Annotated in this window: 12 protein-coding genes; 4 read left to right on the forward strand and 8 right to left on the reverse strand. The window is 66.3% G+C overall.

Translation table 11 applies throughout. From position 1 onward, the window contains the following. Positions 1 to 102 precede the first annotated feature (102 nt). From C7416_RS17890 to C7416_RS17910, 5 genes are all read right to left on the reverse strand, one after another. Positions 103 to 666 carry a J domain-containing protein gene (locus C7416_RS17890; RefSeq protein WP_111520160.1) on the reverse strand — a complete coding sequence of 188 codons (564 nt, stop codon included), beginning with the start codon at positions 664 to 666 and terminating at the stop codon, positions 103 to 105. Positions 667 to 735: 69 nt separating this feature from the next. After that, on the reverse strand, positions 736 to 1,479 hold the full coding sequence (gene phbB, locus C7416_RS17895; protein WP_111520161.1) for an acetoacetyl-CoA reductase: 744 nt from the start codon (positions 1,477 to 1,479) through the stop codon (positions 736 to 738). Positions 1,480 to 1,610: 131 nt separating this feature from the next. After that, complete coding sequence (gene phaP, locus C7416_RS17900; RefSeq protein WP_111520162.1) at positions 1,611 to 2,174, reverse strand: TIGR01841 family phasin; 564 nt, start codon at positions 2,172 to 2,174, stop codon at positions 1,611 to 1,613. 158 nt (positions 2,175 to 2,332) lie between these two features. Further along, positions 2,333 to 2,578, reverse strand: a complete 246-nt coding sequence (locus C7416_RS17905) for a hypothetical protein (RefSeq protein ID WP_111520163.1) — start codon at positions 2,576 to 2,578, stop codon at positions 2,333 to 2,335. 330 nt (positions 2,579 to 2,908) lie between these two features. Next, a complete protein-coding gene (locus C7416_RS17910) occupies positions 2,909 to 3,733 on the reverse strand; it encodes a substrate-binding domain-containing protein (RefSeq protein ID WP_111520164.1) in 825 nt (274 codons plus the stop codon). Between the two features lie 130 nt (positions 3,734 to 3,863). Here C7416_RS17910 and C7416_RS17915 point away from each other — a divergent pair, with 130 nt between their 5' ends. Then, a complete protein-coding gene (locus tag C7416_RS17915; RefSeq protein WP_111520165.1) occupies positions 3,864 to 4,766 on the forward strand; it encodes a LysR family transcriptional regulator in 903 nt (300 codons plus the stop codon). Positions 4,767 to 4,840: 74 nt separating this feature from the next. Here C7416_RS17915 and C7416_RS17920 read toward each other — a convergent pair whose 3' ends face one another. From C7416_RS17920 to cysD, 3 genes are all read right to left on the reverse strand, one after another. Continuing rightward, positions 4,841 to 5,980, reverse strand: coding sequence for a helix-turn-helix transcriptional regulator (locus tag C7416_RS17920; protein WP_111520166.1), 1,140 nt, complete (start codon positions 5,978 to 5,980; stop codon positions 4,841 to 4,843). A 213-nt stretch (positions 5,981 to 6,193) separates the two neighbouring features. Continuing rightward, positions 6,194 to 8,131 (reverse strand): sulfate adenylyltransferase subunit CysN, encoded by a 1,938-nt coding sequence (gene cysN / locus C7416_RS17925; protein WP_111520167.1) that lies wholly within the window; start codon positions 8,129 to 8,131, stop codon positions 6,194 to 6,196. Further along, the gene (gene cysD / locus C7416_RS17930; protein ID WP_258401118.1) at positions 8,131 to 9,159 is read right to left on the reverse strand and encodes a sulfate adenylyltransferase subunit CysD; all 1,029 of its coding nucleotides are present in this window, start codon (positions 9,157 to 9,159) and stop codon (positions 8,131 to 8,133) included. The genes cysN and cysD overlap by 1 nt, the downstream gene beginning before the upstream one ends. 81 nt (positions 9,160 to 9,240) lie before the next feature. On the opposite strand from cysD, the gene C7416_RS17935 reads away from it, so the two are divergent. From C7416_RS17935 to C7416_RS17945, 3 genes are all read left to right on the forward strand, one after another. Then, positions 9,241 to 10,353 (forward strand): DUF1214 domain-containing protein, encoded by a 1,113-nt coding sequence (locus tag C7416_RS17935; protein ID WP_111520169.1) that lies wholly within the window; start codon positions 9,241 to 9,243, stop codon positions 10,351 to 10,353. Further along, the gene (locus tag C7416_RS17940; RefSeq protein WP_111520170.1) at positions 10,350 to 11,528 is read left to right on the forward strand and encodes a sulfotransferase family protein; all 1,179 of its coding nucleotides are present in this window, start codon (positions 10,350 to 10,352) and stop codon (positions 11,526 to 11,528) included. Before C7416_RS17935 ends, C7416_RS17940 begins: the two co-directional genes overlap by 4 nt. Positions 11,529 to 11,662: 134 nt before the next feature. After that, the gene (locus C7416_RS17945; protein WP_111520171.1) at positions 11,663 to 12,454 is read left to right on the forward strand and encodes an SDR family oxidoreductase; all 792 of its coding nucleotides are present in this window, start codon (positions 11,663 to 11,665) and stop codon (positions 12,452 to 12,454) included. Positions 12,455 to 12,461 lie beyond the last annotated feature (7 nt).

Below are 12,461 nucleotides of genomic sequence, written 5' to 3' on the forward strand. Positions count from 1 at the left end.
CAACGCAGGGTCCAAGGCAACACGACACGCCATCGATGGATGGGTGCGATTTCTGGATGCTGTTGCGTGGTGGGCGGTGGCGCGCGAATCCGGGATCGGCGGCTAGCGAAACCTGAACAGCCCTTGCCAGAATGTCTCGAACGGGCTGGCGGGGATTTCGGTGCGCGCCGTGCTGGCCTCCGCCGGCGCTACGGCTTCGCGCTCGGCGAACGCCTTGCGCGACTGATGCAGTGCATGAACGCTGTCGGCAATTTGTCCGGCGAGCTCGGTCTCGCAGTCCTTGCCCAGCAGGATGCCGAACAGGACGTCGCGCGAATGCCCTGCGTCGGCATAGCGCATGGCGATGGCGACCATCTTCTCGTAATGCTCCTGAGCGACGCGTCTCGCCTGCTCCTGTGCCTGGCGTTCCTCGGCCTCTTGCGCCGCGTGTTCGGCTTCCCAGCGGCGCATTTCGCGTTCGAAGACGTCGTCGTAGACCTGGCGCTGCTCGGCGTCGGACAGGATCGCATAGGCATCGCGAATCTGCTGGAAGGCGGCATGGCTTTCGGCTTCGCGACCGGGATTGCGGTCCGGGTGCCATTTCATTGCCGCACGGCGATAGGCAAGCTTGATCTCATCCAGGGTGGCATCGGCCTGTACGCCAAGCGTCGCGTAGAGCGTGGTCATGGAAAGCGGGGCGGAGGAGAACGTAGGCGTTCATGCTAGCACGCCGCCCCGGTGCGCAGCAGCGAGGCTTCACTGCAAATGCTGTCCGCCGTTGATCGCTATGTTCGCGCCGGTCACGAAACCGGCCTCATGCGAGCAAAGATAGGCGATCAGCGCCGCCACTTCGTCCGGCTCCCCCAGGCGGCCGACGGGGATATGCGGAATGATCTTGGTGTCGAGGATCTCTTGCGGGACCGCCGTTACCATCCTGGTGGCGATAAAGCCCGGCGACACTGTATTGACCGTCACGCCGCTCCTGGCCACTTCGAGCGCCAGCGATTTGGTGAATCCATGCATGCCGGCCTTGGCCGCTGCGTAATTGGTTTGTCCGAAGCCGCCCTTGGAGCCAATGATCGACGAGATATTGATGATGCGGCCCCAGCCGCGCTTGACCATGCCTTCACACACCGGCTTGGTCATGTTGAATACCGAGTCGAGGTTGGTGCGCATGACCGCGTCCCAATTGACCTTGTCCAGCTTCCTGAAGCTGGCATCGCGCGTGATGCCGGCGTTGTTGACCAGGATGTCAGCGGGCCCCACTTCCTCGTGAATGGCCGCAACACATAGCTGGCACGATTCGTAGTCGGCAACGTCGACGGCATAGGCGTGGAATGTTCTGCCGCCTTGTTCCATTCTCGCCAGCCAGGCGTCGACGCCGCTGTTGCCATGCGAATGCGTGACTGCGACGGTGCAACCCGCGTCGTGTAGCCGGACGCTGATCGCTTCGCCAAGCCCGCCCATGCCGCCGGTCACGATGGCGATTTTCTTTGTCATGTCTGCGATCCTCTGTGTTTGGAATATGCGGGACATTTGCCAGGCCGAATACGCCACGGTTCCGGGCGTGGTCCCGGATCCGTGCGGGAAGCGGCCTGGCGGCGGCGCCGGCAAATGCGGCTAGGCGGTATTTACTCAGCCGTGTGCGGGGCGGATGCCGGGCGGCGTCGTGCGCCCTTGGACGTGGCTTCGGCGGCGGAATCGAAGCTGCTTCCGGCCATCTGCATCGCCTGCTTTGCCGTCGCCTGCATGGAGTCGAAGAGCGCGGTGGTGGCATTAAGTGCCTCCTGCCAGGCGACAAACGGCGTCATCGAGGTTGTCGGGGCGTTGCTCAGCGCGGTTTCCATGAATCCCTGTACCTCGCGCTTGCCGGCGGCATATTGCACCTCCAGCACCTTCTCGACGTTGGCCTGTGCGTCGGCAACAATGTCCTGCACATGGCGTCGATACGCCAGCATCGCTTCGGCCGTGGGTTGGAACAATGCCGCCTGCAGTTCAACGAGTCCGTGCGTGTCTTTGGTCGACAAGGCCTTCCTGGCGCATTCCTGCCCGTCTTCCAGGGTCGTTTTCATGGTCTGTAGATTCAGGTCCACCAGCCTGGCGAAGCAATCCAGCGACTTGCTGGCCAGCCCCGCCCAGGCGTCGATGCCGGTGATCTGAAACTTGCTGATCTGCTCAGGGGACCACTTGGTCATGTTGCGTCTCCAGATAAGTTCCGCCCTTCGCAACGATTGCGAGACCGGTGCTGCGCGGAGCGGAGGATCGAGGCACGACGATTGCCATGCCCGCCTTGGCAAGGCCGCCTGCCCCTTGCCGCGAAAGCAGACCGGGGCAGTCGACAGCTCGCAAGGGGTTAAAGCGATGGCCTGAAGGCGGCTTGCTGGCGTGCCTTGCCGCTGCCGGCGCGAACACGGCCGACCGCTTTGAGAAAGGCGTAGCCTTGAATCGTGACTTGCGGATGCGCAACGGTTGGCCCGAGACGCTCGAACGTGATGAACTGCTTTTCCAGCAGCGACTGCATGTCGGCGTCGTCCAGCTGGTTGGCGTCGGAGCGGTCGTTCACCAGGACCAGCGTGGCGATTTCATGATGACTCAGCACAGTTGTCTCCCAAGCTATAGGTCTGTTCTTGCTACGGGACTACACTACACCGCAGGCCTGCCTGGATCGGAAGTCCAGTCATCGCAGACCACAGACTGGGCAAAGGCAAGCTTGCCGCTCGCACCAGAAGCTCCATCTTAGGTGCCCATCACCGGGGCTTCAATGTTCTTGTCATCGGTCTCGGGTATTTCCTGCCCATGGTCCCATGGGCCCTGATGCAGTGCCCGAACAGATTGGCAGAGCGCTACCCCCCGGTGCGTTGTTAGCCCGACCGGTCGGTCATCCAAACCACCAGCAGGATCGTTGCAAAGTCGTAATCAATGCGCGGCATCAAGGCTTCGCCGGTTGCCCCAGCTTTGGCGGTGCCGGTGGCGGCAGCGGTGTCGCCACCGGTTCCAGTCCGGTGCTGCTCACGATTGCAGCCGCGGCAGGCGAGGCCAGGAAACCGACGAAGCGCGAGGTGGCCGCGGTCTGCCGGCCCGCGATCGTTCCGGCCGAGAAGAAGACCTTTTGCTGCAGCTCGTCAGGCAAGGGGCCGACGTAATCCAGTTCCTGAAATGGCAGCAGTTCGCTGACCTGCTGGAAGCCGATTTCCGCATCGCCGCGCGCCACCACGGCGCCGACACGCTCGCTGTAGATCTTGTGGGCCTTGTCCTTGATCTGGTCGGCGACACCGAGCCGGGGAAACAGCTCGTTGGACAAATAGGTGCCGCTGGCGCTGGCGGAGTAGGCGATCGAGCGCGCGTTGAGCAGCGTCTTCCTGAGGGCGTCGGTGTTGCCGATATCCGGCCTGGGCGTCCCCTTGCGTACCGACATGCCGATCAGCGAACGCGCGAGGTCGACGCGGCTGCCGGCCAGGACCTTGCCTTCGGCGGCGAGTTTCTCGAGTCCGCTATCCGCCAGGATGACCACGTCGAAGGTCTCGCCGCGCGCCAGCCGGCTCGGAATGGAATCCGGCGCATTGCCCATCGATGCGCCGTAGGCGGTGATGACGCGATCCTGCGTGGCGGCCTCGTAAAGCGGGACCAGTTTCTGGTAAGCCGCCGTGAATCCGCCCGAGGTAATGACACGGATGTCATCCGCCCAGGCTGGACCGACCAGCCCCAGCAACAGGACCAGCACGGTGTGCCGGGCGGCAGAGGTTGCGGACTTCATATCGTCTCCTTGCTGAATGCTGACTTGTATTTATGCGCTTCACTGCACGTCATGGCGCCTCGTCGAGGCATTGCCAGCTTAATGGGCAGCGTATTAATCTGTGAATTGCAACTTATTCAAGAGCTGATGCATGCCGCGCATTAATTTTGGGCTGGAAGACCTGCAGGCCTTTGTCGCCACCGCGGAACAAGGCAGCTTCCGCATGGCCGCGGAGGCCCTCCATATTTCCCAGCCCGCGCTGAGCCGGCGCATCGACAAGCTCGAGCGCACGCTTGGCTCACGCCTGCTCGAGCGGACCACGCGACGCGTGCAGCTGACCAACATTGGCCGGCAGTTCCTGGAGGAAGCGCGTGCTGCGCTGGCCATTCTCGACAGCGCGGTGCTGCGGCTCGGTGACGAGGTCACGTTGCAGCGCGGGCTGGTGACCGTGGCCGCGATACCGTCGGCGGTGCTGCATTTCCTCCCCGACGCGATTCGTGAGTTCGGCTGCCGGCACCCCGGCGTGCGCGTGCGGGTGATTGACGAAAACGCCAACGACGTGCTGGCCAGCGTGATGTCCGGCGAGTCCGATTTCGGGCTCAATTTCATGGGGGCGCAGGAGCCGAACCTCGAATTTCGCGCAATCCGCGCCGAGCCTTACCGGCTGGTGATGCGGCGTGGCCATCCCTGGTCGGGGCGGGATGCCATCGCCTGGGATGAGCTTGCAGGCGAGCGGATGGTGAGCGTCTCGAAGCAAAGCGGCAACCGCGCCTTGATCGAGAATGCCATCGCCCACCTCAGGCGACGCCCGACCATCCACTACGAAGCCAACCACGTGGTCGGGGTGCTGGGCCTGGTGGAGGCCGGACTGGGCATGGCCGTGCTGCCCGGCATGGCGCTGCCGCACGATCATCCCCGGCTTTGCGGCGTGCCGCTGGTGGAGCCTTCCGTAGACCGGGTCCTTGGCCTGATACGGCGCCATGACCGGCCATTGCAGCCTGCCGCGCAGGCGTTGTATGGCACCCTGATGGCAGGCGCCGTGCCGGCGACGTGATCTCGCAGGGCAGGGGGCAAATCACAATGAGTGTGGGCTGCGCCGTGGAAGCGCGCTCAAGGCCGGCACCTGCCTTACCCCATCCCCACCACACTGGACAACAACATCTTCACCAGCACCGCCTGCCGCGTCGCCCCCGTTTTCGCAAAGATCCCCCGCAAATGCGCCCGCGCCGTGTTCTTCTTCACGCCCAGCCGCGCCGCGGCCTCATCGAGGGTCAGCCCGTCGACCATCAGCAGCGCCAGTTCGATCTCGGTGGGGGTCAGGTGGAACAGCTTGCGCAGGCTGGCGTGGGTGTTGCGGGGCGAACCCGCGGGATCGCGGATAAAGACCGCTACCGCGGGGCGGCGGGCCTTGTCCTCGCTGCGGTAGCTGAGCGGGATGGGCCGCACCAGCACGCTTAGCGGCGTGGGCGCGGCGGGCCGGCTGAGCGTGGTGACTTCGCTGCGGGGCGTGGCCAGCGCATGGGCCTGTGCGGCGCTCTCCAGGATCTTGCGGAACCTGCGGTTTTCCATCGGGCAGTGCGCATGCAGCGCGCCGTCTGCCAGGTAGAGGCCGTCGCGGGCGCGCAGCAGGCGGCCGGCGACGTCGTTGCTGCGGATGCAGCGGCCGTGCTCGTCCAGGATGACCGTGCCCACCTGCATGCGGTCGACCGCGTCGGCGTAGAGCGACCGTTCGGAGGCCAGCACGTCGAGCGCGGCATGCAGGTCGACGGCGCGCTTCAGGTGGGGCAGCAGGTCCTGCAGCAGGGCCTTGTCGGCACTGCCGAAGTCTTGTCCCGCCGCGGTGCGGCTGATGAACAGCGCGCATTCGACGCCATCCGGCGTGACCAGGTTGGCGGCCAGGATGTAGCGCAGGCCGAGCGGCTGCAGGTATTGCACGTAGAACGGATGCGCCAGCCAGCCGGCTTCGCCGAACAGTTCGTCGGCGCTGAAGAGCCGGTCGGGGTGCAGGTCCAGGAAGGGGCACAGCGCGTAGTACTGCTCGCTGTATGACGGCTCGCCGGGAAGATGAGGGCCGTAGTCGGAGGCGTTGACGATCAGGCCCGGGCGGTCGGTGGCGGGGTGGCGCAGCACCAGCGTGACGAAGGCGGCGGCGAGTCGCTGGCGGAGGCTTTCGAGGAAGGTGGCCCAGGGGACGGGCTCGGTGGGGCCCTGGTAGAGCTGGGCGAGGAGGGCGCTGAGTTCGGCGGCGGGAAGGGAAGCTGGCAGCATGGTCGAGGCGATTCGGTGGGCCGCCGGCGTGCTCCCCTCTCCCGCCTGCGGGAGAGGGGCTGGGGGAGAGGGCAGGCGGTGGCAATGCCGACGGGCTGCGCTTCGTCGAGGCGCTGGCCCTCACCCCGGCCCTCTCCCGCAAGCGGGAGAGGGAGTACGCAATCGGTCAGCTTTTCCCATCGTACCCACCCCCACCACCGTCTCATCGTCCGTTCAGCCTAGGGCCTGTCCCTGAGCCTCATCCCTGAGCCACGCCACGATCCGCTCCGCCGCCTGCTCGGCGCTGTCGCCGGTGGTGTCGATGCGGATTTCCGGGTGCTCGGGCGGCTCGTAGGGCGAATCGATGCCGGTGAAGTTCTTCAGCTCCCCGCGGCGCGCCTTGCGGTACAGGCCCTTGGGGTCGCGCTGCTCGGCCACCGCCAGCGGCGTGTCGATGAAGACTTCGATGAACTCGCCGTCGCCGGCGAGCGCGCGCGCCATCTCGCGTTCGCAGCGGAAGGGGGAGATGAACGACACCAGCACGATCAGCCCGGCATCCAGCATCAGCCTGGCGACTTCGGCCACACGACGGATATTCTCGATGCGGTCGGCTTCGGAGAAACCCAGGTCCTTGTTCAGGCCGTGGCGCACGTTGTCGCCGTCGAGCAGGTAGGTGTGGTGGCCGAGGGCGTGCAGGCGCTTTTCCACCAGGTTGGCGATGGTGGACTTGCCCGCGCCGGACAGCCCGGTGAACCAGACGATGCGCGGCGACTGGTGCTTGAGCGCGGCATGCGCGCGGCGGTCGACGTCGATGGCCTGCCAGTGGACGTTCTGCGCGCGGCGCAGCGCAAAGTGCAGCATGCCGGCGCCGACCGTGTTGTTGGTCAGGCGGTCGATCAGGATAAAGCCGCCCAGCTCGCGGTTGCGCGCGTACGGGTCGAACGCCACCGGCTGGTCCAGGTGCAGGTTGCACACGCCGATCTCGTTCAGCTCCAGCGTGCGCGCGGCCAGGTGCTCGAGCGTGTTGACGTTGACCTTGTACTTGGGCTGCGCCACGGTCACGCCGACGGTGCGCGTGCCGAGCTTGAGCAGGTAGGGGCGCCCGGGCAGCATGGCGTCCTCGTTCATCCATACCAGCGTGGCCTCGAACTGGTCGGCCACCGCGGGCGGGTCGTCGGCGCAGGCCAGCACGTCGCCGCGGCTGACGTCGATCTCGTCGGCCAGCGTCAGCGTCACTGCCTGGCCGCGCATGGCCTGCTCGCATGCGCCGGCTGCGCCGACGATGCCGGTCACGCGGCTTTCGCGGCCCGAGGGCAGCGCGCGCACGCGGTCGCCACGCCGGATCACGCCGGCGCTGACCGTGCCGGCAAAGCCGCGGAAATCCAGGTTGGGGCGGTTGACCCACTGCACCGGCAGCCGGAACGCCTCGGCCTGCGCGGGCACCTGGTCGATCGGCACGCTCTCGAGGTGGTCCATCAGCGTCGGCCCCTGGTACCACGGCGTATTGGCGCTGGGTTCGGTGATGTTGTCGCCGCGCAGCGCCGACATCGGGATGCAGACGATATCGGTCAGGCCGATCTGCCGCGCGAACTCGCGATACTCCTTCTCGATGCGCGTATGGACCTCGCGCGAATAATCCACCATGTCGAGCTTGTTGACGGCCAGCACCACGCGCCGGATGCCCAGCGTGGCAACGAGGTAGCTGTGGCGCCGCGTCTGCGTCTGCACGCCGCGGCGCGCGTCGACCAGCAGGATGGCCAGGTCGGCGGTGGAGGCGCCGGTGACCATGTTGCGCGTGTACTGCTCATGGCCGGGCGTGTCGGCGACGATGAACTTGCGCTTGTCGGTGGCGAAGAAGCGGTAGGCCACGTCGATGGTGATGCCCTGTTCGCGCTCGGCGGCCAGGCCGTCCACCAGCAGCGCGAAGTCCAGGTTCTCGCCCTGCGTGCCCATCTTCTTCGAGTCGACCTCGAGCTGCGCCAGCTGGTCCTCGAACAGCATCTTCGATTCATACAGCAGCCGGCCGATCAGCGTGCTCTTGCCGTCGTCGACGCTGCCGCAGGTGATAAAGCGCAGCAGGCTCTTGTTCTGCTGGGCACGCAGATACTGAGCGATCTCGCTCTGCGTGCCGGCGGGTTGCGCCATCGGCGCGTTGTCGATCAGGGTTGCCATCAGAAGTATCCCTCCTGCTTTTTCTTCTCCATCGAACCGGCCGAATCGCTGTCGATCAGCCGTCCCTGGCGCTCCGACGTGGTCGCCCGCAGCATTTCCTGGATGATGCCGCCGAGCGTGTCGGCGTCGCTCTCGATCGCGCCGGTAAGCGGGTAGCAGCCCAGCGTTCGGAAGCGGACCTTGCGCAGTTGCGGCGTTTCACCAGGGCGCAGCGGCAGGCGCTCGTCGTCGACCATGATCAAGGTGCCGTCGCGCTCCACCACCGGCCGCTCCCTGGCGAAGTACAGCGGCACGATCGGGATCTGGTTCAGGTAGATGTATTGCCAGATATCAAGCTCGGTCCAGTTCGACAGCGGGAACACGCGCAGGCTCTCGCCCTTGCGCTTGCGCGTGTTGTACTGGCGCCAGAGTTCGGGGCGCTGCATCTTGGGGTCCCAGCGGTGCTGCGCGGTGCGCACCGAGAACACGCGCTCCTTGGCGCGGGATTTCTCTTCATCGCGCCGCGCGCCGCCGAAGGCCGCGTCGAAGCCGTAGTGGTCCAGCGCCTGCTTCAGGCCCTGCGTCTTCCACACGTCGGTATGGACGGCCGAGCCGTGCTCGTGCGGGCTGATATTGCGTGCCAGCCCTTCGGGGTTGATATGCACGCGCAGGTCCAGCCCTAGCCGGGCCGCAGTCTGGTCGCGGAACGCGATCATCTCGCGGAATTTCCAGGTGGTATCGACATGCAGCAGCGGGAACGGCGGCCGCGCGGGATGGAAGGCCTTCATCGCCAGGTGCAGCATCACCGCGCTGTCCTTGCCGATCGAATAGAGCATGACGGGGTTTTCGCATTCCGCCACCACCTCCCGCATGATGTGGATGCTCTCCGCCTCCAGTTGCTCCAGGTGGGTCAACATCGGGGTCTCCTCTTGGTTTGCCGGCGCCGCGCAGGGTTGTCGCGGCCATCTGGCATGGGCAAAAGGTAGCGAGCGGGGGGCCTGCGCCACTTCGTCCGGGCGGACTAAGAAATCGCTGGCCGCGGCGTGCATTTCCTAGTCCACCCGGACGAGGAAGGCGCCGCCCCGCGCTGGGTATCGTTGCTGCGCCGACCAACCACGGGAGCAGGCAGAATGGCGACCTCCGCCGAAGACCAATTGCTGAGCGGCCAGACCTGGGCCGAGTTTTGCGAAGTGCTCAAGCGCAGCGGGCAGCAGATCCTGCGCGCGGAAGCGCCGGCGGACGCGCTCACGCGCGCCGAGGGCTTCCGCTACCTGAGCCGCCTGCTGCGCATTGCGCTGGAGATGCATGTGGAATTCGCCGATCCGGCGTTCCCCGGCTTCTTCTCGCCGTCGCACGAGACCGCCAAGATCGGCGCGGACAATCCGGACAACCTGTACCGCTACGCGCGGCTGGACGGCAACGCGGCGTACCGCATCCGCGGCCGGCGCGGCACGGTGGCGTACCTGAGCTTCGGCACGCAGAAGGGCGGCTACGAAACCGACGGACGCATGGTCCAGACCGGCTTTATCGACAGCAACAATCTGGCGGTGGCGGCGGACGGCAGTTTCGAGATCGTGCTCAGCGCCGAGCCGCAGCAGCAGGGCAACTGGCTGCGTATGGAGCCAGCCACCAATGCGCTGGTGGTGCGCCAGACCTTCCTCGACCGCAAGGCGGAGACGCCGGCGGAATTGCAGATCGAGCGACTCGACGCCAACGGCAAGCCGCCAGCGCTGAGCGCGGAGCGTATGCACGCTGGCCTGCTGCGCGCCGCCGGTTTTGTCGAGGGCACCGCGCGCATCTTCGCCGATTGGGCCGAGGGCTATGGCGGCCATGTCAACGCGCTGCCGCCCGCGGACCAGGCGGTGTGCCAGGCCGCGGGCGGCGATCCCAATATCTTCTACTACCACTCGTGCTGGCAACTGGCCGATGACGAGGCGCTGGTGGTCGAGGTCGACCGGGTGCCCGAGTGCGAGTTCTGGAACTTCCAGATCAACAACTACTGGATGGAGTCGCTCGACTACCGCTACCACGACATCTGCCTCAACAAGCACGGTGCCCGGCTCAACGCCAACGGCGGCGTCACCGTGATCCTCAGCGCGCGCGACCCGGGGCTGCCCAACTGGCTGGAAACCGCCGGCCATCACAACGGCACCATGTGCTGGCGCTGGGTCGGCGCGGCGCAACCCGCGCATCCGCGCACGCGCGTGGTCAAGCTTGCATCGCTCAGGGAGAACAACGCATGAATGCCATCAACGTGGAACGCCTGCTGGCGCAGGCGAGCGAGCAGGCCGGCGGCCTGGACGACTTCGGCCCGGGCAACTATCGCGAGGCGCTGCGGGTGCTGTCGGATTCGCTGGCACGCGAGGCCAACCTGTCGCCGCAAGGCGCGCAGATGCTGCAAGGCAAGCTGCAGGCCCAGCTGGTCAACCGGCTGGTGATCCAGGACTACTGCCGACGCCATCCGGAAATCCTGCAGGAGCGCGTGGAAGACCCGCTGGTCATCGTCGGCCTGCCGCGCACCGGCACCACGCTGCTGCAACGCATGCTGGCCACCGACGCGCGCTTCAGCTCGGCGGCGTGGTGGGAGACCCGCTATCCGGCCCCGCTGCCGGGCGAGGACGTGCGCGATCCCAGCCAGCGCATCGCCGCGGCGCGCGAGGAAGTCGCGCAGATGATCCGGTTCATCCCCGACATCCTCGCCATCCACCCGCTCGACGCGATGGCCGCCGACGAGGAATTCATGCTGATGGAGCATTCGTTCCTGTGCGCGATGGATTCGTACGCCAACGTGCCTGCCTACACCGGCTGGCTGGCGCAGCAGGACCACACGGAAGTCTATGCCTGCCTGAAGACCATGCTGCAGTTCCTGCAGTGGCAGAAGCGCCAGCGTGGGGAGAAGCCGGCACAGCGCTGGGTGCTGAAGACCCCGCAGCACCTGCATACGCTGGAGGTACTGTTCCGGGTGTTCCCGGGCGCGCAGGTGGTGCTGACCCACCGCGACCCGCTGCAGACCATTCCGTCGATGGCGAGCATGGCGCATACGCTGTGGAAGCTGTATGCCGACGATCCGGATCCCGTCACGGCCGGCCGCCAGTGGAGCGAGCAGATGCGGCGCGGCACCGACCACGCCATGGCCGTGCGCGATGCCATGCCGGCCGAGCGCTTCCTCGACGTGCGCTTCGAGGACACGGTGCGCGATCCCTTCGGCGTGGCGCAGGCGGTCTACCGCTTCGCCGGCATGCCGCTGACCGAAACCGCGCGCGCCGGCATGTGGGCCTGGATGGAAAGCAACCCGCGCAACCAGCGCGCGGCGCATGCCTATACGCCGGAACGGTTTGGGCTGAGCGAGGCGCAGTTGGAACGCGATTTCGCGGGTTACCGGGCGCGGCACATCTTGAACCGCAAGCCACCCGAATGATCGGCAGCACCATCACTCGCCTTGGGCCTTCCAAACTACCGCTTGCGTACTCCCTCTCCCGCAAGCGGGAGAGGGGAGAAAACGCCAGGCCCTTCTGACAAGCACTCAACATCACCAAAACAGGAGACACCAGCATGCTGCTGAAAGACAAGATCGTCATCGTATCCGGCATCGGCCCCGGACTGGGCATCAAGCTCGCTGTAGAGGCCGCGCGCGAGGGCGCCCGGGTCGTGGCCATCGCCGCGCGCACCGAAGCGAAACTGGACGAAGCGCAGGCCCGCATCGACGCCCTCGGTGCCGATTGCGAGGTGCTGAAGGTGGTGACCGACATCACCGACCGCGCCCAGTCGCGCCACCTTGCCAGTGAGACCCTGCGCCGTTTCGGCCGCATCGACGCGCTGGTCAACAGCGCTTTCCAGCACGGCAATTTCCCCGAGCCGGTGGAAGCCGCCGACCTGGACGTGTGGCGCCAGGTGTTCGACACCAATGTTCTTGGCACCATGACGCTGACGCAGGAGGTGGCGGCGCTGATGAAGCCGCAGGGCGGCGGCGCCATCGTGATGATCAACACCCAGGCCACGCGCAAGCCGATGCCGGGCGAATCCGGCTACGCCGCCTCCAAGGGCGCGCTGGCGGTGGCGGTCAAGTACCTGGCGCGCGAGCTGGGGCCGCATGGCATCCGCGCCAACAGCATCTTCATGGGCTGGATGTGGGGCGCCCCGGTGCAGGGCTATGTGCGCCACGCCGCCGCCGAGCAGGGCGTGAGCGAAGACGCGGTGATCGCGCCGGTGACCGCGCAGATCGCGCTGGGCCGCATGCCGACCGACGACGACTGCGCGCGCGCTGCGCTGTTTCTCGTGTCAGACTACGCCAGGGCCATCACCGGCGCCTCGCTGGACGCCAACGGTGGCGATTTCATGCCCTGAGCCCACG

It is taken from the genome of Cupriavidus phytorum (genome assembly GCF_003254285.1).
GTDB classification, from domain to species: Bacteria; Pseudomonadota; Gammaproteobacteria; order Burkholderiales; family Burkholderiaceae; genus Cupriavidus; species Cupriavidus phytorum.